Source organism: Butyricimonas sp. RTP31003st1_G1_RTP31003_210430 (assembly GCF_040920905.1).
GTDB classification, from domain to species: domain Bacteria; phylum Bacteroidota; class Bacteroidia; order Bacteroidales; family Marinifilaceae; genus Butyricimonas; species Butyricimonas paravirosa.
The window spans coordinates 36,867-61,320 of sequence record NZ_JBCOSQ010000002.1 but is presented as its reverse complement, the minus strand read 5'-3'; the positions used below and the strand labels follow the sequence as shown (position 1 = coordinate 61,320).

Annotated in this window: 22 protein-coding genes; 5 read left to right on the top strand and 17 right to left on the bottom strand. The window is 44.1% G+C overall.

The window, feature by feature from the left end; genetic code table 11:
* Position 1: 1 nt before the first annotated feature.
* The 10 genes from AB5542_RS00970 to AB5542_RS00925 form a co-directional block, all read right to left on the bottom strand.
* Entirely contained in the window at positions 2-739 is a 738-nt protein-coding gene (locus tag AB5542_RS00970) for a hypothetical protein (RefSeq protein WP_279037873.1), read from the bottom strand.
* Positions 736-1,224 carry a dihydrofolate reductase gene (locus AB5542_RS00965; RefSeq protein WP_118304372.1) on the bottom strand — a complete coding sequence of 163 codons (489 nt, stop codon included), beginning with the start codon at positions 1,222-1,224 and terminating at the stop codon, positions 736-738. The genes AB5542_RS00970 and AB5542_RS00965 overlap by 4 nt, the downstream gene beginning before the upstream one ends.
* Positions 1,225-1,415: 191 nt before the next feature.
* Positions 1,416-2,210 carry a thymidylate synthase gene (locus tag AB5542_RS00960; RefSeq protein WP_087421035.1) on the bottom strand — a complete coding sequence of 265 codons (795 nt, stop codon included), beginning with the start codon at positions 2,208-2,210 and terminating at the stop codon, positions 1,416-1,418.
* A gap of 90 nt (positions 2,211-2,300) precedes the next feature.
* A complete protein-coding gene (locus tag AB5542_RS00955) occupies positions 2,301-2,942 on the bottom strand; it encodes an O-methyltransferase (RefSeq protein ID WP_279037870.1) in 642 nt (213 codons plus the stop codon).
* 8 nt (positions 2,943-2,950) lie between these two features.
* Positions 2,951-4,168, bottom strand: a complete 1,218-nt coding sequence (locus AB5542_RS00950) for a M16 family metallopeptidase (protein ID WP_279037868.1) — start codon at positions 4,166-4,168, stop codon at positions 2,951-2,953.
* Position 4,169: 1 nt separating this feature from the next.
* Entirely contained in the window at positions 4,170-5,210 is a 1,041-nt protein-coding gene (locus tag AB5542_RS00945) for a hypothetical protein (RefSeq protein ID WP_279037867.1), read from the bottom strand.
* A 36-nt stretch (positions 5,211-5,246) separates the two neighbouring features.
* Positions 5,247-5,792, bottom strand: coding sequence for a DUF4924 family protein (locus tag AB5542_RS00940; protein WP_027202772.1), 546 nt, complete (start codon positions 5,790-5,792; stop codon positions 5,247-5,249).
* A gap of 86 nt (positions 5,793-5,878) precedes the next feature.
* On the bottom strand, positions 5,879-6,250 hold the full coding sequence (locus AB5542_RS00935) for an RNA-binding S4 domain-containing protein (protein WP_368242955.1): 372 nt from the start codon (positions 6,248-6,250) through the stop codon (positions 5,879-5,881).
* A 142-nt stretch (positions 6,251-6,392) separates the two neighbouring features.
* On the bottom strand, positions 6,393-6,962 hold the full coding sequence (gene pth, locus AB5542_RS00930) for an aminoacyl-tRNA hydrolase (protein WP_087421030.1): 570 nt from the start codon (positions 6,960-6,962) through the stop codon (positions 6,393-6,395).
* Between the two features lie 20 nt (positions 6,963-6,982).
* A complete protein-coding gene (locus AB5542_RS00925) occupies positions 6,983-7,552 on the bottom strand; it encodes a 50S ribosomal protein L25/general stress protein Ctc (protein ID WP_027202775.1) in 570 nt (189 codons plus the stop codon).
* A 368-nt stretch (positions 7,553-7,920) separates the two neighbouring features.
* On the opposite strand from AB5542_RS00925, the gene AB5542_RS00920 reads away from it, so the two are divergent.
* A complete protein-coding gene (locus AB5542_RS00920; protein WP_071595998.1) occupies positions 7,921-8,091 on the top strand; it encodes a DUF362 domain-containing protein in 171 nt (56 codons plus the stop codon).
* 313 nt (positions 8,092-8,404) lie between these two features.
* Here the strand turns inward: AB5542_RS00920 and AB5542_RS00915 are convergent, their stop codons facing one another.
* Positions 8,405-8,941, bottom strand: a complete 537-nt coding sequence (locus tag AB5542_RS00915) for a 5-formyltetrahydrofolate cyclo-ligase (RefSeq protein ID WP_279037864.1) — start codon at positions 8,939-8,941, stop codon at positions 8,405-8,407.
* A 149-nt stretch (positions 8,942-9,090) separates the two neighbouring features.
* Between AB5542_RS00915 and AB5542_RS00910 the strand changes: the two genes are divergently transcribed.
* Together AB5542_RS00910 and AB5542_RS00905 are read left to right on the top strand one after the other, a co-directional pair.
* Positions 9,091-10,671 (top strand): NAD+ synthase, encoded by a 1,581-nt coding sequence (locus AB5542_RS00910; protein ID WP_279037863.1) that lies wholly within the window; start codon positions 9,091-9,093, stop codon positions 10,669-10,671.
* A 22-nt stretch (positions 10,672-10,693) separates the two neighbouring features.
* Positions 10,694-11,413: a Crp/Fnr family transcriptional regulator gene (locus tag AB5542_RS00905; RefSeq protein ID WP_087421027.1), complete on the top strand. Its 720-nt coding sequence runs from the start codon at positions 10,694-10,696 to the stop codon at positions 11,411-11,413.
* 1 nt (position 11,414) lies between these two features.
* On the opposite strand, the gene AB5542_RS00900 is transcribed toward AB5542_RS00905, so the two are convergent.
* Together AB5542_RS00900 and prmC are read right to left on the bottom strand one after the other, a co-directional pair.
* Positions 11,415-11,870: a regulatory protein RecX gene (locus tag AB5542_RS00900; RefSeq protein WP_087421026.1), complete on the bottom strand. Its 456-nt coding sequence runs from the start codon at positions 11,868-11,870 to the stop codon at positions 11,415-11,417.
* Between the two features lie 12 nt (positions 11,871-11,882).
* Positions 11,883-12,734, bottom strand: coding sequence for a peptide chain release factor N(5)-glutamine methyltransferase (prmC, locus tag AB5542_RS00895; protein WP_288215161.1), 852 nt, complete (start codon positions 12,732-12,734; stop codon positions 11,883-11,885).
* Positions 12,735-12,800: 66 nt separating this feature from the next.
* Here prmC and cls point away from each other — a divergent pair, with 66 nt between their 5' ends.
* Positions 12,801-14,255: a cardiolipin synthase gene (gene cls, locus AB5542_RS00890; RefSeq protein WP_279037861.1), complete on the top strand. Its 1,455-nt coding sequence runs from the start codon at positions 12,801-12,803 to the stop codon at positions 14,253-14,255.
* A 213-nt stretch (positions 14,256-14,468) separates the two neighbouring features.
* On the top strand, positions 14,469-16,901 hold the full coding sequence (locus AB5542_RS00885) for a bifunctional UDP-N-acetylmuramoyl-tripeptide:D-alanyl-D-alanine ligase/alanine racemase (RefSeq protein WP_279037859.1): 2,433 nt from the start codon (positions 14,469-14,471) through the stop codon (positions 16,899-16,901).
* 78 nt (positions 16,902-16,979) lie between these two features.
* Here the strand turns inward: AB5542_RS00885 and AB5542_RS00880 are convergent, their stop codons facing one another.
* From AB5542_RS00880 to AB5542_RS00865, 4 genes are read right to left on the bottom strand one after another with little or no spacing between them, the layout of a single operon-like run.
* Positions 16,980-18,179 carry a TlpA disulfide reductase family protein gene (locus AB5542_RS00880; RefSeq protein ID WP_279037858.1) on the bottom strand — a complete coding sequence of 400 codons (1,200 nt, stop codon included), beginning with the start codon at positions 18,177-18,179 and terminating at the stop codon, positions 16,980-16,982.
* Between the two features lie 60 nt (positions 18,180-18,239).
* Entirely contained in the window at positions 18,240-19,220 is a 981-nt protein-coding gene (locus tag AB5542_RS00875; RefSeq protein ID WP_279037856.1) for a hypothetical protein, read from the bottom strand.
* A 10-nt stretch (positions 19,221-19,230) separates the two neighbouring features.
* Positions 19,231-20,742, bottom strand: a complete 1,512-nt coding sequence (locus tag AB5542_RS00870) for a RagB/SusD family nutrient uptake outer membrane protein (protein ID WP_279037853.1) — start codon at positions 20,740-20,742, stop codon at positions 19,231-19,233.
* A 10-nt stretch (positions 20,743-20,752) separates the two neighbouring features.
* Positions 20,753-24,178 carry a SusC/RagA family TonB-linked outer membrane protein gene (locus AB5542_RS00865; RefSeq protein ID WP_368242953.1) on the bottom strand — a complete coding sequence of 1,142 codons (3,426 nt, stop codon included), beginning with the start codon at positions 24,176-24,178 and terminating at the stop codon, positions 20,753-20,755.
* Between the last annotated feature and the right edge of the window lie 276 nt (positions 24,179-24,454).

Below are 24,454 nucleotides of genomic sequence, written 5' to 3'. Positions count from 1 at the left end.
ACTAACTCTTCTTCTTGGCTTTCCGTTTGAGTACCAGCTCGTCGTGGGCATGAGTCCACTCTTTCAACAAACGGGTCATTTCCATCGCGTCCGAATGTGTCAATCGGGCATATTCGTCCGCGATAATATCAATCATATCATCTGTTGCATTCAAGCGGTAAAAGTTCTTCAATCCCACCAACGGGGAAATCGTCATGAACTTGATCCGGTTCAAGTCAACCAACATAAAATGAACCCGTTCACCCTCTCTCCGGATCAACGTGTTCCCCGGTGAATGGTCGATAAAATAGATAGATTGCGTGTGAAAATGATACGTGAACCGAGTGAACTCCCGTAAAATAAATTCCAGATCAGCCGGACGTTTCACCCGCAAATCCCGAAAAGTATAATCATACTCTTCCTGCCGGGAAATATAAAAACTACGGGTTACCCCGAAGATATTCCGATAAACGATATAAGCAATCGGTTCCGGGGTATCCACACCCCTCTCCAACAACGTATTCGCATACTCGAACGAGCGTTGAGCCTTTCCCTTCCGCACGTAAGCATATGCGAATTGATTAATGACATTGGGTTTCTTAAAGGATTTCACGTTAAAACGTTCTCCTTCCACGTCCAATATCTTAATCACGTTCCGCTTGTTATCAATGACCTCTCCTTCCCGGTCAAAACGACGAGGAATATCCAGAATGGCCTTTTCCAATGACTTATATTTCGGATTAATTTGGTAATCAATCATTTTACCCGCTCGTAATTTATAAACGTGTAATCACATTCATTTTTCTCATCCGCCTTCCCCACTTCTCTCGCAACCTCTCTCCAAACTTCGGGGTCAACAGACGGAATCACTGTATCGCCCTCACATTCCTGATGGACAACGGTAAGATACAACCGGTCTGCTTTATCCCACAACTTCTTGTAAATCGTCCCGCCCCCGGTCACGAACACCTCGTCTTCATTTTTCGTTAACTCCAAAGCTTCCTCCACGCTATGCACGACCTCGCATCCAGCGGCCTCAAATTCCGGATTCCGGGAAATAACAATATTCCTCCGGTTAGGCAATGCCCGACCGATCGACTCGAACGTCTTCCGTCCCATTAATATCGTATGCCCCGTGGTCAAAGCCTTAAAACGTTTCAAATCAGCCGAAAGTCGCCATATCAACCCGTTATCCCTTCCGATAACATTATTCTCTGCCGCTGCTACTATTATTGATAAAACCATCGAATTAATTTTAGATTTAATGATTTATGATTTTAGATTCCAACCACACAAAGCCAATGCTTTTTGATTTCCAACTTTAAACTTTTAGTTTTTAACTTTTACCTTTTAGCTTTCTCTGGCAGAGGGAGAGTTCGAATACTCCCCGCCTTCAGGAATCTTTTCATTCTAAATTTTAAACTCTAAATTCTACATTATACCGATATCGCCCCCTTTATATGTGGATGCGGGTTATAATCGCACAACGTGAAATCTTCGTATTTAAAATCGAATATGCTTTTCACATCCGGGTTGATTTCCATCCGGGGTAAAGCACGGGGTTCACGTGTCAACTGCAATTTCACCTGTTCGATATGATTCAAGTAAATATGCGTGTCACCCAAGGTATGTACAAATTCTCCCGGTTTCAAACCGCACACTTGCGCCATCATCATGGTCAACAAAGCATACGAGGCAATATTAAACGGCACGCCTAAAAAAGTATCGGCACTACGCTGATACAATTGGCAGGACAATTTCCCGTTAGCCACGTAAAACTGAAATAACGCATGACAAGGGGGCAATGCCATATTTTCAATATCCCCGGCATTCCATGCACTCACGATCAACCGACGGGAATTCGGACTATGCTTGATGTCATGCACCACTTGGGAAATCTGATCCAGAGAAGTCCCGTCCGGCTTAGGCCATGAACGCCATTGGTAACCATAGATATGTCCCAATCCACCCTCTTCATCTGCCCATTCATCCCAGATACTCACCCCGTGATCGTGCAAATACTTCACGTTCGTATCGCCGTTTAGGAACCACAACAACTCGTATATAATTGACTTCAAGTGCAATTTCTTCGTGGTCAGCAAAGGGAAACCTTCTTCCAGGTTAAACCGCATCTGGTGACCGAACACGCTAATCGTTCCCGTCCCCGTCCGGTCCTCCTTCACCGTCCCCTCCGTCAAAATTCTATCCAGTAAATCTAAATATTGCCTCATAATAATTGAAAATTGAAAATTGAAAATTGAAAATGCGCTATTCAATTTTCAATAGATGATAGAACAAAGATAGCCTTTAAATTTTAAATTCTAAACTTTTCTCACGATCATTAGCCCGTGACGAACAGGCAACAGGATATTCTCCACCCGGCTATCAGCCTGCACCATTTCATTAAAGTCCAATATACCTTTCGTTTGGGCATCCGGTTTCACCTGCGGGTCCGCCACCTTGCCATCCCACAACACGTCATCCGCGACAATGATTCCCCCGTGACGAACCTTATCAAACACCAAACGGTAATATTCCGAATATTCCCGTTTATCGGCATCGATAAACACCAGATCAAACATTTCATCCAGCGTGGGAATAATCTTGCAAGCATCCCCCACGTGAAAAACGATACGCTCCTGCAAACCGCTTTTTTCAATATATTGGCGAGTGAAATCTTCCAACTCATCGTTCACGTCGATCGTGTGCAGCACTCCCCCTTTCTCCAACCCGGAAGCCATCGAAATAGCGGCATACCCCGTGTATGTCCCGATCTCCAGCACCCGACGGGCGCCAATCATCCGGCATATCATTTTCAGGAACTGCCCTTGCAAATTCCCGGATAACATTCTCGGACGCAATACATTCAGATGGGTCGCCCTTGACAACTCGGCCAACACCTCCCCCTCCGGCTCGCTATGCGCCAGTATATATTGTTCCAATTCAGCATCCATTTCCAACATGACAGTCTCTATTTATATAGTAATACAGATTGCTTCTCCACGTCGAAGACCTCCTTCGCCACCCGGATCAGCAACTCCGGTGTAATTTCCTCGATCTGGGTATAAATATCTTCAAGACTATCCACCTTATCGTAAATCAAGAAACTCTTCCCGATCGACAACATCAAGTTCTCGTAATTCTCCGACGAGATCGCCAGTTGCCCCACCATCTGAGCCTTTGCCCGTTTCAACTGCAAGGGTCCCAACTTTTCTTCATACAAGGCCCGCATCTCCTTCTTGCACAAATTCAGACACCATTCGGCATTTTCCGGGTCACAACCGAAATAAATCATGGATACCCCCGTGTCCGAATAAGGCGTGTACGACGCCTCGATATTATAAGCCAAACCGTACTTTTCACGGATATTCAAATTCAAACGGGAATTCATCCCCGTCCCTCCCAACAAGTTCATCAACAGCGATAAGGCCAATCGGTTATCCTCTGTGTAATCGTAAGCGATATTCCCGATAATACAATGACTTTGGTGCGTGTCCCGATCCATCTCCACGAAACGGGGAGTGTAAATCTCCGGCTTAATCCGAGCCTTCAACGGAGTTCCGGCCTCGTAAGGCGAAAAATACTTTTCCACCAGACGCACCAACTTCTCGAACGGGATATCCCCGACCGAGCTAATCACCATCCGGTTCGGGAAATAATTACGTCTCACGAAATCCAGCACCATATCCCGGGAAATCCGTTCCACGGAAGCCTCGTCACCCAGAATATTCCGTCCGATCGGGTAACCGGTATAAATCAGCTCCTCGAAATCGTCGAAAATCAACTCTCCCGGGTTATCCTTGTACGAGTTTATCTCGTCCAGCACCACGTCCTTCTCCTTCTCTATCTCCTTCTCCGGGAACACCGAATGAAACACGATGTCGGCAAACAATTCCAACGTACGCTCGTAATCCTTTGCCATAAACGTGGCATACACGCACGTGTCCTCCTTCGTGGTATAAGCATTTAACTCACCCCCGACATCTTCCAGACGACTCAATATATGATAGGCTTTACGTTTCTCCGTACCTTTAAAAATCACGTGTTCTATAAAATGAGCCATTCCCAGTTCATCCTCCCGTTCATCCCGGCTCCCCACGTTTATAATCAACCCGCAATAAGCGGCTTTATTCGGAACATAGTTATGGATTAATCGTAATCCATTAGCAAATATATGTGTTTGATACATTTTATTGAATAAAAAGACTTCCTCCCGACAAATTCAGATTCACTTTTCCCGCGTATTTTTTATTCCCGATAAACCCGGTCTCCAGCACGGTATTCTTATCCGTCGTCGGTTTATTCTCCAACGTCACGCCCTCGGGCAATTCCACCTTCAAATTTTTATTACGTGCCAACTCTAGCGTGTAACCGCATCCTTCCATGAAAGTCAATCCCACCTTCGTGGAAGAACCTTTCACGTCAACAGTGGCGAACGAGAAATTGATATTACGCACGTTCAACTCTCCCCAACGCATATCCATCTTGAGCGACCCGCCAATATCCTGCACCTCGTATTTCGTGTAGAAAGAAGTCCCGTCCATATCCTCGACCATCCCCAGATAACAGGTTCCTCCCGATGTCTTCAACGAAAGTTTATCCGCCTCCATCAACTGCAAAGTCGTTGACGTGCAATCCAGTTTCATCTCCTTCCCTTCCCCGATCTTCACCTTACAGGATTTGAACTCGGCCGTCATGTTTCCCAATTTCTCCACCTCAAATTCTCCCTTATTCTGTTTCACGGAAAACTCTCCACCCGTCACTGAATTGGCCTTAAAATTACCGGATACGATCTCCACGCTCATATCCCCCACGAAATCGGCCACCGAGGCGCCTCCCTCCGTGCATACCAGACGTACTTTCTTACCTTTCGGAACCTTGATATGATAGTCAACGCTCACCGTCACCCCCGCGAACATCTGCCGCAGGCTCATATCCTTCTGGAACAACGTCTCCACGTTCAACACAGCCCCTTGCTCCTTGGCCGTTATGGAAATATACTCTAATATCTCGTCAACCTTGGCTTTTGTTTTTGCCTCCACCCACACGGAAGTCGTGATGGAAAACTCGTCACCTTCCTGCTTAACATCGATATTCCCATAGCGGTTCGTAACCGTCAACTCGTTAATGGATGCCGCGGGAAAGCTCTTCTTAAATTCCTTTGATCCCTCCTCTGCCCAAGCGTTTACCGCTCCGAACAAAACAATTGCCAACAATAATAATCTCTTCATATCGATTGATTTAATCATGAATTACTCGACAACAAATCACATCATCTCCTCGTTCTCCTCCACCTCTTTGTACCGCAGTGCTAGGTAAGCCAGCATCCGGCTAAACGTCTCCATTGCCATTGTCGTTTGCGAATTTATCTCTTTTTTCTGTAATCGCAACATCAAATGCCCATAAAGAGCATGAAGTGCCAGCTCGACATCGGAAACCTCCTCCGGCAAGTTCGTCTTCCGGCGATAATCCAGCAAATTATTCGCAGCCATCATGAACAACTGCTTGTACTTCATATCCTGCACGTTATGGAGTAAATGGAAATGCAACTCCGTCAACTCGTTCACCATGTTCTTCACCACCTGCACGTGCCCGCTCTTCGTCACCTCCTCTTTCCTCATCATCTCGATCAAGTTGTCATACCAATCGCTGATCTCCTTCCGTGTCGCGTCATCCCCCCCGAACTGGCTCACCACGTTCCGGTTCACCAGCTCAATATCCATCTGCATCGCCCTCAACATATCCTCCACCTGCCACATATACAGGATATATTCGGCCACATTACTCTTTCTCTTCTCGCGTGCTATCAACATACTAATTTATGATTTACGATTTATGATTTACGATTAGAAACATGAGCCTTATACGGCTGGAATCTAAAATCATCAAATCTAAAATTTCAAAGTTCTTTGAGTTTATCAATCAACCTTCGATCCCGTTTCGTGGGACGTCCTGTTCCTCGATCCCGGCTCTCGAATTGCATGAAAGTTCCCCGGAGAATATCCAGTTTCTCCTGCGAGGTGATCTCTTTCACGAAATCGACGGCCAACTGGGCAGACATTCGTTTATCGGTGATTTGTTTCACCACGTATTCCCGTTCAATCGGCGGAACCCGTACTTTCACGACATCCCCGACCTTTACCTCCCGGGACGCTTTCACGTGCGCATCACCGATAGAGACGTGACCTTTACCACATTCCTCTGCGGCTAACGAGCGGGTTTTGAAAATCCGAACCGCCCACAACCATTTATCTATTCTAACCTTCTCCACGGCTTATTCATTTATAACTTACAATCTGTCAAAGCTAAAACTTATTCTGCAAATGACAAAACAAATGCTGACCAGAAATCACGAACCTGAAATCTTCATTTTAAAATTCGGAATCACGACTTCAAAATCACAAATCGTAAATCTAAAATCGCAAATTATTACACAGGCTCATCGTCTTATCTACCCCGATAAAAATAAAATTCTCGATCACCTCCCCGCAATGCTTCAACATGGCCGGAAAACGTTCCTCTTCCTCCGAAGACCACTCTCCCAACACGTAATCCACCTGTTTTCCCTTGGGGAACTCGTTCCCGATACCAAAACGCAAACGAGCGTAATCCTGTGTTCCCAGCAACTGGTTAATACTCTTCAAACCGTTATGTCCCCCGTCACTTCCCTTGCCTCTCAAACGGATCGTCCCGAAAGGTAACGCCAAGTCATCTACCACCACGAAAAGGTTCGACAACTCGATTTTCTCTTTTTGCATCCAGTAACTGACCGCCTTACCACTCAGGTTCATGTACGTGTTCGGTTTCAACAAAATCAGGGTACGTCCCTTCAACTTCACCGTGGCAACCGCACCATAACGCATATCTTCAAAAACAGCATTGGACGCCTTAGCAAAGGCGTCCAATACTTTAAATCCGATGTTATGTCGTGTATTCTGGTACTCGGGACCTATGTTGCCCAATCCCACAATAAGATATTTCATCTGTCTATTTTTTCAAACTACTATTGAGCGCTTTGTGCAGCTCTTGCAGCTCTTGTCAATTTAACCTGAGCAACCACAACGCTCTTGGCATTCATTAACTCTACGCCTTCCACGTGAATATCCTGTACTTTAATAGCCTTACCAACACCTAAAGAAGTAACATCAACAACCACTTCATCCGGCATATCTTTTGGAAGAGCTTTTACTTTCAACTTACGAGTGATGATAGCCAACTTACCTCCGGCTTGAACTCCGGCAGCGTGTCCCGTTACCCGAACAGGAACGTCCATTACAACTGGCTTATCCTCTGAGGTCTGGTAGAAATCAATATGTAAAACCTTATCCGTCACCGGGTGAAATTGAATATCTCTCATCACGGCTCCGTAAGATTTACCATCAAGATCCAAATTTACCAGATATACATTAGGAGTGTAAAGAAGTTTCTTCAAATCTTTATCCAAAACCGCGAAATGAACGTTTGCCTCTCCACCATAAAGAACGCATGGAACTTTCTCCGCATATCTTACAGCTTTGGTAGCTTTTTTACCTAAATCGTTTCTTACTTCTCCTTTTAAATCAAATACTTGCATAATAATAACATTGCTTGTGCTACTCAAATCCAGACTGATGCCCCGGGGTTATAAGCCACGTCTGCATTCCCATTACACGTTTAAAACTATCCCCGTACTTTTAATGCGGCGCAAATGTACGAACAAATTATCAGAATCACAACACTTTTTCCTTTTTCCAAAGTTTACAATCAATATAAATAAGCATTCATCAATACCACATCAAAAACCAAAACAACACACTGAAAATCAATAATAAACAATCAAAAATCCGCCATTTTCAATGACAAGTTTTCACACGGAACAACCCTTTTTATTCTGAAAAAGTTTTTTGTTTCAATTATAGGTCTTATTTTCGCGTCATTATTAACAAACAAATTTTTTTAGAAATGGCTTACGTAATATCTGATGATTGTATTTCTTGTGGAGCATGTGAATCAGAGTGCCCGGTAGGAGCAATCTCTATGGGTGATGATCACTATCAAATCAATGCTGATGAATGTATCTCATGCGGGGCTTGCGCTGGTGTATGTCCTGTTGGAGCTCCGAAAGAAGCTTAATCATCATAAAAAGAAAAGAACAAAGCTGCCTCTCTCGGGGCAGCTTTCTTTTTGTACCTATTCGAAACCATTACCGATAACTCCTTCAAATCAACCCTTCTCACGGGGTTGTAAAAGCACGATGCCTCACGCTTGTTTGCAAGTCGTATCCTTGTTCCCGTGAACAACCGGAACGTGGCCAAAGTTATTTTTACTTATTCTTTGTTAAAATGGCGGCAATAATCGGGCGATAAGGCGGCGACAATCGGGCGACAGCGCCTAACAGTCACCCAACAACCGCCCAATTTTCAAACTTTACCCAAGGAATGCCCCGTCAAATCCCATGAATCACGAGATCCATCCGCACGTCCAGCTCATCGACAGGCACCTCTTCCACGAACTGGAACCCGAAACAAATCCCCACTTTCCGGGCAACACGTGTCTCTTTCAAAATCTTATCGTAATACCCGCGACCTCGTCCCAGACGATTACCGTGGCGATCAAAAGCCACGCCCGGCACGACAATCAAGTCAATCGCATCGTAATCCGTGTATAATTCGCCAACAGGCTCCAATATGCCGAAAGCCTCTCCCGGTTGCAGGGATTCCATGCCCTTGAACACCCGTAATTCCAACACGTCCCCTTTCACGCAAGGCAATAGGACGGTCTTCTCCCCCGCCCACTTGCAGACGTAATCATGCGTGAATACCTCGTCGTCCATCGACCAGTAGAGCAACACGGTCCGGGCCTCCTTGAAAAAATCCGTCTGCTCCAATTCCTCCCACAAGGGACGAGACATCTCCACCTTTTGTTCCAGAGAATACTGGCTTTTCAAAACTTTAACCTGTTTTCGCAATTCTTTTTTATCCATGGTAAACAATCTTCCTAATCTTTATTCATTATTTTGCGCAAAAATCGTACTTTTGCAGCAATAAACAAAACAAGCTGCCAAAGAGTTACCAGATATATTTGGACGCTTACCAACAATCCATCCCGTCAAGGGATACAACGTGCAGAATTATGAAAATAGCGATACCTCAAATCAACTACCACATCGGAGATATTTCCAAAAATAAGGATCTTATTATTGCTGCCATAAAAAAGGCGAAAGCCATGAAAGCGGAACTCGTTCTTTTTCCCGAACACGCCATCTGTGGGGCTTACCCGCAAGACCTTTTCGAGAAAGAATATTTCGTGAACGAATGCCGTGTCAGCATTGAAAAGATCGCCGAGCAATGTCATAATATAGCGGCATTAGTGGGCGGCCCGAACCTAGACTTGGAAGATGGCATCTTGATGAACGCCATGTTTTTCATGTACGACGGGGAAGTGCGAGGCGGGGTAAACAAAACCATATTGAGCGACTACGACGTTTTCGACGAGAGCCGGTACTTCATCCCGGGAGAATCCAACACGCCCCTACGCTACAAGAACCAGAATATCCGGGTCATCTTCGACGAGTACGAATCCAACATGATCGAGAAGACCGACACGATCATCGTACATGTCGGTTCAACACCTTTCACCACGGAAAGTTTTGCTTACCGGAAAGAAAGTCTATCATACATCGCACGGAAACAGAAATGCCCGCTCATATCACTCAATCACGTGGGAGCGAACGCCTCCCTGATATTTGACGGAAACTCCTTCGTGGTTAACAGCAAAGGGATTTCAACATACAAACTAGCCGCATTCAAAGAAGATTTCATGGTCATCGACACGGAAAGACTGCTTAATGCCCCGGCCCTCAAAGAAAAAGGACCGGATTCCATTGCTCTTATTCACGATGCACTTATCCTCGGAATAAAAGATTTCTTCCACAAAAACGGGTTCTCAAAAGCCGTACTCGGACTTTCCGGGGGAATCGATTCGGCTCTTGTCGCCGCACTGGCTACAGAAGCCCTTGGAAAAGAAAACGTGCTGGGCATACTGATGCCTTCCCGATTCTCCACCGACCACTCTGTCACAGATGCCGTTGACCTAGCCAAAAACTTGGGCATCTCTCACGAAACCTTACCCATAAAAGAAATATACGACAATTTTATCGCCACGCTACACCCTGTTTTCAAGGATGCACCCTTCAACGTGGCCGAAGAAAACCTGCAAGCCCGTATTCGCGGGTCTCTCGTTATGGCCATTTCCAATAAATTCGGTCACATCCTTTTGAACACCTCCAATAAAAGCGAGGCAGCCGTGGGTTATGGTACCCTGTACGGGGACTTGTGCGGATCGCTTTCCGTGCTGGGCGACGTGTACAAAACCGACGTGTACAAATTATCCCGTTACGTGAATCGAAACGGGGAATTAATCCCCGAGAATACCATCACGAAAGCCCCCTCTGCCGAACTGCGGCCCGGGCAAAAAGATCAGGACTCCCTACCAGATTACGACACACTCGACGCTATCTTGAAACTATATCTCGAAGAAAATAGTTCCAAACAGGAAATTATAGCGAAAGGATTCGCCCCGGAAATCGTTGAAAAAACGATAACCTTGGTCAATCGTAACGACTACAAACGGGCACAATGCCCGCCGATACTGAAAGTCAGTAAAAAAGCGTTCGGCAGCGGACGCCGTATGCCACTTGTTGCCAAACTATAACACCAGATAAGAGAACGAGTTTATGAGAACGATAAAAGACAAAGAGTTACACGAAAAATATTGCAACATTTGCATTGATAGTCCCAATTCCCTTTTTGCAAGTCTTGACGAAAGTAGCAAAAGCATTATTCGCCAAACCAGCATTTGCAAAATGTACAGGAAAGGAGACTTGATTTACGAAGAAGGGAATAAACCTTTCGGGTTAATTTGTCTGATCACCGGGAAAGCTAAAATCGCCAAGAAAGGTATCGCGGGACGGGAACAAATCGTGCGTATGGCAAAACCCGTCGGGTTTATCGGCTACCGGGCTTTCTTTGCCGAGGAAATGCACATCGCATCAGCGGAGGCTCTTGAGGAATCCATCGTCTGTATCATGAAAACAGAACTTATTTTCGGTATCGTACGTAGTAACTCGGATGTTGCCATGAACGTGATCCGGGCGTTGGCTACCGACCTCGGATTCTCGAACCGCCGAACAGTAACACTCACGCAAAAACATATTCGCGGACGTCTGGCTGAGGCCTTGCTCGTGCTGAAAGACACTTACGGGTTCGAGGACGATAACATGACCCTGAAAATTTGTCTCTCGCGGGAAGACATGGCCAATCTCTCGAACATGACCACCTCCAATGCCATCCGCACGCTCTCCAACTTTGCCTCGGAAGGCATACTGGAACTCTCCGGCAAGCAAATCAAGATTACGAACATGGAGGCGCTGGAAAAAGTAAGCGAGATGGGATAATTCAATCCTGCAATTGATCGATACACCGACTGATCGTTTCATAATCAAAGCCACGACTCAAAGCAAAGCGGAAAAGCTTTGCTTTTCGCTTATACGGGTCCTCCTCTTTTAATCCCCGATTCTTTTGTTTCAACAGCGCCAGACACGTGGCGTCACTTTCCTCATCGGGTAAAGAAGACAAAGCCTGTTCGATAATACGTTCCGGCACACGCTTTTGCCGGAGCATTTGCATGATCTTCAACTTTCCCCAGCGATTAAAACGATGCTTATCCCGGGCATACGCCTCTGCAAAGCGAGTATCATCCAAGAAATGATTCTTCACCAAAAACTCCATAACCGCAGCAATATCCTTTTCCTCTAACTCCCACCTCTGTAACTTTTTAAGAATATCAAAACTACAATACTCCTTTTTACTACACTGCCCGGCAACAATATTCAACGCTTTCTTCGCATCCACTTTCGATGTAATTTAGAATTTAAAATTTCCCCGGGCTTTCACCATTCTCTCCCGTTCATTAATATCTTTCCTCAATTCAATATCCTCGTACCCCATCTCCCGAAGTAACTCGACGGTTTCTTTCCCAAAAGCCTCGTTGATCTCGAAAAACAACAATCCACCCCGGTTCAGATGATCACGACCGAATCCGGCAATCTTCCGGTAAAACATTAACGGATCAGTATCCGGCACGAAAAGAGCCCGGGAGGGTTCATAATTCAACACCCGATCGTGCATAAGCGCCTTCTCCGACTCCCGCACATAAGGCGGATTGCTCACGATCACGTCGAAACCGGGCCATTCCCATGCCTCGTAACGCAATATATCACGTACTTCAAATTTCACCTCCACGCCATTTCTCCGGGCATTGTCGGCAGCTTGTCGCACGGCTTCCGGGGAAATATCCACCCCACAAAGCTGTACTCCTTTCAATAACTTACCCAACGACACGATGATACACCCACTCCCCGTTCCAATATCCAAAACACTCGCACCCGGCTGCACACCCGATTCCACGATCCACATCACCAGTTCTTCCGTCTCCGACCGGGGAATCAAGGTTTCGCTATTTAGCTGGAAATCAATACCGGCAAATTCCGTTTCTCCCAATATATACTGGATCGGTTTATTCGTTTTTAACTCTTCCACGACGAGAAGGAATTTATCGATAAAGCTTTTTGCCAAAAATTCGTGTTTGTTAAGATGGATTTCTATATTTGTACAATGCAATAGTTTGCAAAAGGCAAGAGAGCATAAAACTTTTATTTCATGCTCGGTATAAGTATCCTTTAGCTCCTGTAATGCGTATTGTTGTAAATCAAACATCGTATTCATGGAACAAAGATACGGTTTAATTGAAGATTGAAAATTGAAAATTGAAAATTTAATTGCGTGAACTGGACGGGTATTGCGATTGACATTGGCATTGTACTGTATATTCTCACCATCTTGGCGATCATATACACGATCATACTGGAAAACAGAAATCCGGTACGTACACTTGCGTGGATACTCGTACTCGTGCTGGCACCCGGCGTCGGGCTATTCTTTTACATCTATTTCGGCATGAATTACCGGAAGATCAAGATGTTCTCCATGAAAGGCTTGGGCGACTTCAAGTGGTTGCAATACATGAGCGAGGACCAGAAACAACGTATCAAGAAAGCCGAATTGTTGAAAAAAGAAGACATGGAAGCGGTGAAACCGTTGATGACATTACTCTTGAACAACAGCAAAGCCCTTCTTTCCCGAAATAACACGATCGAGATTCTGAATAACGGGGAGGCTACTTTCGGTTCGATCTTCAAGGCCATCGCCAAAGCCAAAAAATACATTCACCTCGAATACTATATCATTGATAAAGGAGAACTCGGAGAGAAACTGAAAGAATTACTTATCGCCAAAGCCAAGGAAGGCGTGGAAGTTCGTGTGATCTATGATGACGTGGGGTCGTGGAAATTACCCAAACGTTACATCAAAGAGATGCAGGCCGCCGGGATTCAGATATACCCCTTCCTTCCCGTACGTTTTCCCTTGTTCACGAACAAGGTGAACTACCGGAACCACCGGAAAATCGTCGTCGTGGACGGGGACACCGGGTTCATTGGCGGGTTAAACTTCGCCGACCGTTACCTGCACGGATTACCCGGCATCGGCATCTGGCGTGACACCCACCTGAAAGTGAAAGGAGAAGCCGTCACCTCGTTGCAAGTGGTTTTCCTGTTTGACTGGTACTTTGTTCGCCAGGAACTTCTACTGAACAAGGCGGAATACCTTCCCAACAAGAAAGTCGATGGCAACGTGGTTGTTCAAACCGTGGCATCCGGTCCCGATAGCGATTGGACATCCATCCAACAAGCCTACTTCACGCTGATCAACATGGCCAAGAAGTACGTTTTCATCTCGACCCCCTATTTCATGCCGGGAGAGACCACGATCAACTCGCTGAAAACCGCCGCCATGAGCGGCGTGGACGTGCGTATCATGATCCCGTATAAATCCGACTCGCTACTCACGCACTGGTGTACACGCTCCTACGTGGAGGAACTACTGGAAGCCGGGGTTCGAGTATTTCAATATCGTAAAGGATTCAACCACAGTAAAGTGATCGTCATGGACGGACTGGTATCTTCCGTGGGTACCGCCAACATGGACATCCGTAGTTTCGAGCAAAACTTTGAAGTCAACCTCATCATCTACGACCGCAACGTCAGTCGCCAACTCGGTTCTGATTTTCTGGACGACCTGAAAGGTAGTTCCGAAATCAGCATCCACCGCTGGAAATTCCGCCCGAAACGGGATAAAATCCGGGAATCTCTAGCCCGACTTTTCGCCCCGTTGCTCTAACACGATACTTCAATCCCTGTTCAGTCAGAGTTTAGCGAGAAATTGGTACACACCCCCTCATTCCCCAAACTCACCGCACACAACATCAAAATTTTCTTTAGCAAGCAAGTAAAACGAGCCTTTAAAATCCGTAGCTTTGCAGTTATTAGAACAACACCATTGAAAATTGCAAATCCCTCATTTTCAATTTTCAATTTTCAATTTTCAATTATTATGAACGAAATCGCCGAAATCATTAACGGTACTTTACATTGCGGGATACCCGTGGAAATCATGGAATACAGCATAGACAGCCGTTCTGTTGTTACTCCTGAACATACCCTATTTTTTGCCTTAACCGGGAACAATCATAACGGACACGATTACATCCGTACACTATACACCGATGGAGTACGAGCCTTTGTCATCAGTGAATTTCGAGAAGAATTCAACCAATTGACAGGTGCCAACTTCATTGTCGTTGAAAATGTATTGACTGCTTTACAACAGCTAGCCGCCCATCATCGACAACACACGCAAGCCGAGGTCATCGGGATCACCGGAAGTAACGGGAAGACTGTCGTAAAGGAGTGGCTCTACCAACTCCTGGCAAACGATCACGCCGTGTACCGCAGTCCCCGGAGTTACAATTCGCAAGTAGGAGTTCCTCTATCTCTACTGGGAATTGATCCAAAAACCGAAATTGCCATTATAGAAGCCGGGATATCCCAAAAAGGAGAAATGCAGCACTTGCAACAGATGATACAGCCAACTATCGGTATTTTCACGCATCTCGGGGATGCACACGGAGAAAACTTTGCCTCCAGAGAAGAAAAACTAGCCGAGAAAGCACAACTATTCACGTCTTGCCAATGGGTGATCGGGCAAACAGGAGAGGCGCTGGAATATATCAAAACACGAGTACCTTCTACCACCTCGTTTCTTCTTTGGGGGGAAGACCCGAAGGCTGACATTCATGTAAAAACAATGAACATCGCACTCGGACACAGGGACGTACAGGTGACATTCGGTAATAAGCACTTTATCCTTGATATTCCATTTCCGGACATTGCCTCCTACGAAAATTGCATGAACGCCGTCAGCATATTGCTATTAAAACAATATTCTCCCGACGTGATCACCTCACGAGTACAACAGCTTTCCGCCATTGCCATGCGCATGGAAATCAAAGACGGGATCAATAATTGTACGCTCGTGAACGACTACTATAATTCAGACCCATCCTCTTTCCAACTGGCGTTGAATATACTGGCAACGCAGGATGCCTCGAAAGAGCGGGTCGTTATCCTATCCGATTTCATGGATACGGGAAAAGCCGGAGACGACTTGTACCCTTCTATTGCCGAGACTCTCCGCCAAGCAAATATATCCCTGTTCATCGGGATCGGTAAACACTTGAGTGAACATCGTCATGATTTTGCCGCTAATTCCCGGTTCTACGAGGACACGGAACATTTTCTCCGTCAGGAAGAACGGGATAATTTCAATAACCAGATCATCTTGATCAAAGGCGCCCGGGCGTTTCAATTCGAATACATCGCCGGATTCCTACAAAAACAATCACATAGCACCATATTGGAAGTTGACTTGGACGCCATGGTTCACAACCTGAATCATTTCCGGTCACTGACCGACGCACATATTGCCGTCATGGTCAAAGCCTTCTCGTACGGTAGTGGCTCCCGTGAAATCGCCTCGTTGTTACAATATCACCGGGTAGATTATCTCATGGTCGCTTTCGCCGACGAGGGCATCGAATTACGGGCCGCGGGAATTACCATCCCGATTGCCGTCATGAATCCCGAACGAGAAGCCTTTGACAACATGATCATGTTCAACCTCGAACCGGAAATCTACGCACTGGACATTCTCGAAGATTTCAACAGGGCACTGAATAAACACGGGATCAAACGATTCCCCGTACATATCAAACTGAATACCGGCATGAATCGTTCCGGTTTCGACGAACAGGATCTCCCGCACTTACTGGAATTTTTCCAAACGGAACGCTCCGTGTACATCCGTTCCATGTTCTCCCATCTCGCAGGAAGCGACGAGACCATGCATGACGAGTTCACACTGGGACAAATACATCTGTTCGAACGAATGACCGAACGAATCCAAGCCCAATTCAACTATAAAATCTGGCGACACATTCTGAATTCTGCCGGGATCGAACGATTCCCGCAACACCACTTCGACATGGTTCGCCTCGGGATCGGTTTACACGGTATCAGTGCCACGCACGCCAACCTCCAACCTGTAAGTAGTTTTAAAACCTACATCTCGTCCATCCGTGAGGTTCCGGAAGGCCAATCCATCGGGTATGGACGCAAAAGTTACACCACCCGTCCTTCCCGAATCGCCGTAATCCCGGTCGGGTATGCCGACGGGCTGAACCGTCACTTGAGCAATCGTGTCGGTAACGTGTTCGTCAAAGGGAAAAGAGTGCCAATTATCGGTAACATCTGCATGGACACCTGCATGATCGATGTCACGGACACAAATGCCACCATCGGGGACGAGGTGGAGATTTTCGGGAAACATATCCTCGTCACCGAATTATCGAAGCAACTGGGAACCATCCCGTACGAAATCCTCACGGGCATCTCTCACCGCGTGAAACGAGTATATTACAAAGAATGAAATAAATAAAAACCCTTCCCGACATTCTTTCCAGAACCGGGAAGGGTTTTTCCACTGTGTATGTTTACGAGAAGCTATTTACTCTTCATAACGATCACCCAAATACTTGATCAACACGACATCCAACTCCGAACCTCTCACCCCGTGATCTATAATACGTCCTTCCTTATCCAGAATCAAACAGAAAGGAACGCCTTGTATTTTGTATTTATTAATTACCTCACCTTTCCAACCCTTTAAATCACATAATTGTGTCCATTTCATATTCTCTTCTTTCAAGGCTTGTTTCCAATCTTTTTCCTTGTCATCGATCGAAACGCTGATCATGTTAAAGGCATCTTTCCCCTTTCCATAAGCATCGTACACGTGGCGCAAGTGAGGAATCTCCCCCCGACACGGACCACACCAAGAGGCCCAAAATTCTACCATATTATATTGACCCGGCTTCACGTAATCAGACAAGTGTACCGTTTTACCGTTCTCATCCACCAATTCCAGGTCCCTGTACTTCTCTCCTAAAGCAATTGGGGCCATACTTTCCAAACTCTCTTTCAATTGTTTATACCCTGGAGTTTCACGTAAGGAAGTATCTATAGCCTGCAACAAATTATCCATATCTGCTTTTGAGAATTTCGCAGTATAAACCATATTCTGTGCCACATCCACGGAAACCGGCGACTTCGGATTAGCTTTTATGAAATCCCATTGAATTCGGGTAATCTCTTTCTGGGCATCATTCATTTCCCGGGTTAACGCAATCCCCTCCCGTGTATTAAACACACCCTCACTTGCCGGGATATGATAAACCTGCAAATATTTATCCCATGCCTCACTATTCCTGGTTCGATAAGGTTTAAGCTTTTCTTGATAACTCAAGAATAAATCATGCACCGGTGAACCCGTTACTGTCACGTTTCCTTTCACTTTTCGCCGAAAACTGTTACGGGAAGGTAATGAATCAATAGAAGGACTTTCATACTTTATATCCACGTTGTCCACGAACACATCCGATCCCCGCAAATCTTTCTCGTATGATTCGACCTTATCCGGAGATAAATCAATCAACAACTGATAGCGTGTCGGGACATCCACTTTACCCGTCAAAATGAATTTTCCTCCTTTCACGACACTGGAATCCACCGGAGTGTTCCAATTATATAAATACACCTTCATGCCGTCAGGCGTTCCCGGCACGGAACCGCTAATCTTATAACCGGGTTCCCGCTGACAGGCAACCAACGTTCCCAAACAAACAATACCATACAATAATCTTTTCATACCTTCTATATTAAAATTTATTATCTACAAGTTCAATCAAAAATATATACCTTCATTAGCTTATCCCACTGTCACATTTACCCAGAACTTACTGAATTCTTCCAAATCAATTTTCAAATTTTCTTTATAATATTTAAGTGTTAGATCATATTTTCTTTTCACAAGAGGATACGTATTCAATACTTCTTGACGTTCTTCAAGAGGATGGCATGCAATCCAAGTTGCATAAGTAGCCATATCTTCATTCGGCATATACTCCCGGGTAATCATCAAGAAAGCATAAGGCTCTACAAAACCCAAACTTCTCAAGTAATCCATATTCAGTTCTCCAGTCATCCAATCCACGACATTATCCATCGCCTCCGCCTGTTCTGACTCTGGCATCTCCCCTAAATATTTCCCAGCTGATACTTGAGCAAAATCTAATGGAGCAACCATATCTCGGGCAAAATAGGTAGAAGTCCTCGTTTTAAAAAAACTATTAACAATACTATATTTCCAGAGTTCCGGTTGAGGTCCAATATTATCGTCAATCTCTCCCCAATATACAATCCCTTGTTGCGCCTCATCGGTAAAACCCATACTCATAAATTCCGGTGCCCAAACTCCATAATAGTTCAACAGCATATCAAACCAGAAATTCACTTTTATCAATACTTGCCGCTTGATTACTGTAGTTTTTACAATTTCCTCAGGCAATGCATCATAAAATGATTTTAATAACTTTAAAAATGCTTCTGCTGTCACTTCATCTGCAGCTTCTAACGGCCAAGCACTTTCCGGCAGATAATACAGCATATTAATCTGTGTTTGCCCAACATTCGTACGCAAGGCCTCGTCACCACTTAAAGTATAGTATACATTATGATCATATTTCTGATACAAATCATAGCAAATTTTCTGAGCCTCCGATGGCCCATCTGCTATTTCAGGGATAGGCCCCGTGTATTCAAATTCCGGAGACAGTCTACTTTCATCATTACAAGCAGCAATTGCCACAAGTAAACCAATCACAACTAATATTCTATATATTGTTTTCATATTCACTTTTTTATCTAGGATTTGCACCAATTTCAGGATTTACACTCAATTCCTTTTGAGGAATCTGTAACACATATCGAAGATCATTTTCTTTTAAAACGGCAGGATCAGCAACTAAGCCTTGATGCGTCAGGGAAGGACGTGTTGTACGCCGGAGATCAAACCAACGTTGCTCCTCAAAACAGAATTCCAATCTTCTCTCTTTCCACACGGTCTCCAACAAAGTTTCTTGAGAGAAATCTTCTGGCTTTAATTTTCCATTTGTCTCAAAATCACTCACCCTAAATTTCATTTCCCGCAAAGTGTTCAAATACCCCACAGCAGTAGATATTCCATTCGGTTTATGAGCATAAGCTTCAGCCAATATTAAATACATTTCTTCTGTTCGCATAACACGGGTATATCCGTATTCCGAACTCAACTGGTCGACAAAATTAATCGTAACAACCCGATAATATCTATTTTTCAAATAGCGAATTCGACTTCTAGTATTACGCCTCATGAAATAGTATTTCCGAACGTCGCCCGCACTATATGCCCGATACAAATCTTCACTCGGATAAAAGACAGATTGAGCCGTGTTACCTCCCAATATCATGTAAAGTTCATTGATCCCGTTCACGAATAAAACATTGGTATTTTTTTCACTTAAATAACCTATACCCGGAACATTATCTTCACTCATGTATGATAACGGATTATTATTATATATGACCGGATTCTCTCCTTCATCTCTCAGATCAAAAAGAGACGAGTTACTTCCAATCACGTTCTCAGCCTGTTCTATCGCTAAATCCCATTCTTGCATATAAAGATAGACTCTAGCCAATAACGCTTTTGCAGCAATCGGAGAAAATCGATTCTTCTTCACGCTGACATAGTTTTCTTCCATTAATGGAATCGCTTTCTTCAAATCATCTACAATCTGTCCATAGACTTTATCCAGCATCTCCCGAGTATAAGGCTTATCATCCGCAGATGTTTCTAAATTTATCGGAATCCCGGGAGTCGTGCTACTTGTTGCAGGATCATATGGAGGAGCATACATATTCACCAAATAAAGATAACGAAAAGCACGTAAAGCATAAGCCTCCCCTTTCAAATATCCCCGGATGCGCTCCGTCTCTTCCTTATTTGAAGAGATTCCCACGGCTTGATCAATCTCGTCAATGACCACATTCGTGTAGTAAATACTATTGTAAAACTTCCCAAACACCTCATCTCCATTAGGCATTGTAGATTCAATATTATTATCCCACATATAAGCACCTAAATAAGAATCGGCCACATTCCCATACCTTGGATCACGATCTGCCGCAATATAACTGATGTCATCTGTCAAAAGATCAATATAAGGAAGTACAGCTTCCGTCAGATAAGCTTTATTCAACAATTGTTCATAATCATCCGTTGAAGTAAGCTTTTGCTTGTTTTGCGGTATCTCTTCCAAATAACCATTACACGCAAGGAAACAGGAACTAATACACACAAGTAAAAATTGATATATATATCGTTTTTTCATAATCTTTCATTTAAAAATTGATATTCAACCCTAAAGTAAACGTGGTCGCTAAAGGCAATGAACCATAGGACGTTGTCGTATAATTAATCGTCTCCGGGTCATATCCTTTCAAACGTTTATCCGCTATCACAAACAAATTCTGAGCTTGGAATTTCAAGGTTACATTACCCAATTTGCGATCTCCAACAACTACTTTTTCCGTCCAGCGGACCGGTAGTTGATATTCCAGCATAAGATTTCTGAATCTTAAATAATCCCCGGGTATTACCGTCTTATCGGAGGCATTATACCAATCTGTTGCATAGAAATTACCTTGTGCCGTTGATATATAAGCACTTCCTTCTGATAACGCCGGGATCACTTTCCCCGTATTATCATGTCCCGGACGCCATCTATCCTTGATACTACTATTTGCATTCTCATCATCAGCAGGTCGCATCACATACGCTCTACCAGGTAAACGTACCACATTTTTCAGACCAAAAGCAAATAACATGGATAACGAGATATTCTTGTAGCTGACTCTAGTGTTCAATCCCCCGGATAATAGCGGGTCACGAGTTCCCTCATATTTCAAATTAGCAATATCATAAGGATAATTCACTATTTCGTCATCAGATACACCTAAAACATTTCCATTCTTATCATAAAACATGGGCATTCCTATATCATCCAATTTTGCAAAACGATAAGAAAACATTCCATTGATAGGTTTCCCCTCGTACACTTCTCCCGGGGTATACACACTCTGTACTAAATATTTAGCTTGAGCAGAGCTATTAGACTTTGTTACTTTATTATTCACGTATCCCATATTGAAAGCCGCAGTCCATCCCCATTCCTTAGTTTTTATAATTGTTCCGGTCAATGAAATATCGAGTCCTTGATTACGTACATCGGCATAATTGACGTACTTACTGGAAAATCCGGATACAGAAGAAATTCCTTTATACGCGATCAGATCCTTACTCTTATCAAAATAATAATCAATATCAAGAGCTAAACGATTATCAAATAACCCGATCTCCAATCCCACGTTAAATGAAGAAGTCGTTTCCCATTTCAAATCAGGATTAGGTGCCTGTTCTATCTCCATCTCAAAAGAACCGGTAACCGCATTGGGAGGAAGAGCAGAAGCAATAATAGAAGGACTACTATCTTCCACGATATTTCCCCGTAGACCGTAAGAAGCACGCAATGCCAAATTGTTAACAATTTCATTGTCCGACAAGAACGATTCATTACTAATAATCCATCGTCCGGAAACAGACCATAGAGGCAAATAACGATACTTCGGGTTTGAACCGAAAAGATTCGATCCGTCAAACCGGATATTCGCATTTAATACATACCGGTCATGGAACATAACTGACACCACGCCATAATATGATATATTAGAACGATCCACCAAACTACGTGTAGTTTTATTCCGTTTTAAATGTCCGGTTGTTTCTCCCAATGCCGGATCATAAAATGAATTTCCTCTATCGTGGAAATATCCATATATATTAGATGACAAACCTTTATAATTTGTATTTCTAAACTCCTGTCCAAGTAGTACATCTATGGATAATTCGTCCGTCAAAGAAGTTTTATAGGTTAACCCGTTACGAATCAACGAGGAACGTTGTTCATAGGTTGTTTCATTATATTCCCCGCCATAGGGTAATGGAGAGTCTTTCACTTGATCTTCCGTCTGTTCTCCATAAGCATATCCCCTAATATCAGCAATATAAGCACTCCTTTCTGTCGCGTAATCCCGAGCCGTTGAATGAGACGAAGCATAGCTAAACAATCCCTCGTATTTTAATCCCTTGAACAAGTTCACTGATAGATTAACAATACCTTTCATGTCTGTTTGCGTACTTTCATTACTACTATTAGCTAATTCATTCAAAATATTAAATTTTGTACTTCTTCCCATAACCGAACTCGAATAATAGTGTAACTCTCCATTATCCTCATACAAAGGTATTGCCCTGGAAGTACGAACAGCATACTTAAATAAATCAATAGAAGAATGATACATCTCCCGATCTCGACGGTCTACTTGCAAGAGGGCTCCCAAATTCACACCTCGAAATAACTCGGTATTCATTTTCACCATTCCACCGTAATTCTTATACTCGCTCGCCTTATCGACCCCCTCTTCACCATTATAATTCAAAGAAATATAATAATTCATTTTTTCGGTTCCGCCAGAAACACTCAAGTTATGGGTTTGCGTGTAAGCATTCCGAAATAAAATTTTAAACCAATCGGTATTTAATTGTTCTAACTGATTAGCCATCGTGTTCAATTGCTCACGCATAATCAAACTACGAGAATAACTATTCAACAAACCTTCCAACCCTGCCGTTCCATCATAATGTGAACCACTCCAGATAGATAGTCCATCTTCATAATTCTCCCAAGCGAGAGCGACACGCTCTTTTGAATTTAACAAATCAAAATCACTATAATGCGGACGGGTACTTACAGTTGACGTGTGTTGATACGCTATGTTAAAACTATTGGCCTTCCCCTTCTTCGTGGTGACCACGATCACGCCATTGGCAGCACGTGTTCCATAAATAGCAGTTGCAGAAGCATCTTTCAGCACGGTAATACTCTCGATGTCATTCGGGTTAATACCGCCAATCACCGAATTGAACATATTCATCACGTCCGGACTGTTCAAATCAGCAGCCGTCACCGGGACGGAATTTTCCAGAATCACGCCATCCAATACCCATAACGGGTCTGCATTACCGGAGATGGTCGCCGTACCGCGAATACGAATCTTAGGAGCCGCACCCGGAGCCGCGGATGTATTCACCACGGAAAGCCCCGGAACCACACCTTGCAACATCTGTTCGATACTCGAAGCTCCAATTGTCTTTAGTTCACTTGTTTTCACCGTCACCACAGAACTCGTCAAGTTACGTTTCTCGATTTGCTGGTATCCCGTTACCACGATCTCCCCAATACTCTCCGCTTCTTCCTCTAACACGACAACCAAAGCGGGTTGATTTTTCTTATAAGGAACATCCTTCGTTTTCATCCCTACAAATGAAAAACGCAGTCTCACGCTGTCCTGTTCCGGAACCCGTAACAAGAAATCACCATCCATTCCCGTGGCCGTTCCTAACTGGGTCCCCACGATAAGTACGGTTACGCCCGGTAATGGTTCCCCGCTTTTATCTTTCACGACACCACGAATTTCCATCTCTTTATTTGCTTGCTGCACGGAACTTTTCCCTTCGAAACGGACCATGATAATATTATCCCGGAACGTGTAAGTAAAACCTGTTCCCTCAAAAACTCTATCCAACACGGATTTCACGGACTCCTCTTTTGCTTTTACAGTCAGTTTATTCAACTGTTCTGTTTGTTCCGTGTTAAAAATAAAATGCAGATTCGTCTGACGCTGGATCTCGCTAAATAACGTTTTCATCGATACTCCTTGTAGATCCAAGTTGACTTTCTCCTGTTGGGCAAAACTATTTGCCGAAAGAGAAAATGTGAAACAACACATCAAAAAAATAAAAAGCTTCATCGTTTTCCAAAATTTTTGTCCATGGGGTCGGTAAACCCTAAGGCATAATAGAATTTTTTCCATACCTTTGTAGTTAGAATGTTAGTATTTACAATCAGGCATTGCTCGTAACATTAGCCTGTTGTCCTATTATCATTAATGGCGGAAGATGCTCGTAACATTTTCCGCTATTCT

What these genes read in the sequence shown, in the direction of transcription:
- AB5542_RS00970 (WP_279037873.1), bottom strand. Translation starts at nt 739, where the DNA reads ATGATTGATTACCAAATTAATCCGAAATATAAGTCATTGGAAAAGGCC.
- AB5542_RS00965 (WP_118304372.1), bottom strand. Translation starts at nt 1,224, where the DNA reads ATGGTTTTATCAATAATAGTAGCAGCGGCAGAGAATAATGTTATCGGA.
- AB5542_RS00960 (WP_087421035.1), bottom strand. Translation starts at nt 2,210, where the DNA reads ATGAGGCAATATTTAGATTTACTGGATAGAATTTTGACGGAGGGGACG.
- AB5542_RS00955 (WP_279037870.1), bottom strand. Translation starts at nt 2,942, where the DNA reads ATGTTGGAAATGGATGCTGAATTGGAACAATATATACTGGCGCATAGC.
- AB5542_RS00950 (WP_279037868.1), bottom strand. Translation starts at nt 4,168, where the DNA reads ATGTATCAAACACATATATTTGCTAATGGATTACGATTAATCCATAAC.
- AB5542_RS00945 (WP_279037867.1), bottom strand. Translation starts at nt 5,210, where the DNA reads ATGAAGAGATTATTATTGTTGGCAATTGTTTTGTTCGGAGCGGTAAAC.
- AB5542_RS00940 (WP_027202772.1), bottom strand. Translation starts at nt 5,792, where the DNA reads ATGTTGATAGCACGCGAGAAGAGAAAGAGTAATGTGGCCGAATATATC.
- pth (WP_087421030.1), bottom strand. Translation starts at nt 6,962, where the DNA reads ATGAAATATCTTATTGTGGGATTGGGCAACATAGGTCCCGAGTACCAG.
- AB5542_RS00925 (WP_027202775.1), bottom strand. Translation starts at nt 7,552, where the DNA reads ATGCAAGTATTTGATTTAAAAGGAGAAGTAAGAAACGATTTAGGTAAA.
- AB5542_RS00920 (WP_071595998.1), top strand. Translation starts at nt 7,921, where the DNA reads ATGGCTTACGTAATATCTGATGATTGTATTTCTTGTGGAGCATGTGAA.
- AB5542_RS00915 (WP_279037864.1), bottom strand. Translation starts at nt 8,941, where the DNA reads ATGGATAAAAAAGAATTGCGAAAACAGGTTAAAGTTTTGAAAAGCCAG.
- AB5542_RS00910 (WP_279037863.1), top strand. Translation starts at nt 9,091, where the DNA reads ATGAAAATAGCGATACCTCAAATCAACTACCACATCGGAGATATTTCC.
- AB5542_RS00905 (WP_087421027.1), top strand. Translation starts at nt 10,694, where the DNA reads ATGAGAACGATAAAAGACAAAGAGTTACACGAAAAATATTGCAACATT.
- prmC (WP_288215161.1), bottom strand. Translation starts at nt 12,734, where the DNA reads ATGTTTGATTTACAACAATACGCATTACAGGAGCTAAAGGATACTTAT.
- AB5542_RS00885 (WP_279037859.1), top strand. Translation starts at nt 14,469, where the DNA reads ATGAACGAAATCGCCGAAATCATTAACGGTACTTTACATTGCGGGATA.
- AB5542_RS00880 (WP_279037858.1), bottom strand. Translation starts at nt 18,179, where the DNA reads ATGAAAAGATTATTGTATGGTATTGTTTGTTTGGGAACGTTGGTTGCC.
- AB5542_RS00875 (WP_279037856.1), bottom strand. Translation starts at nt 19,220, where the DNA reads ATGAAAACAATATATAGAATATTAGTTGTGATTGGTTTACTTGTGGCA.
- AB5542_RS00870 (WP_279037853.1), bottom strand. Translation starts at nt 20,742, where the DNA reads ATGAAAAAACGATATATATATCAATTTTTACTTGTGTGTATTAGTTCC.
- AB5542_RS00865 (WP_368242953.1), bottom strand. Translation starts at nt 24,178, where the DNA reads ATGAAAACGTTATTTAGCGAGATCCAGCGTCAGACGAATCTGCATTTT.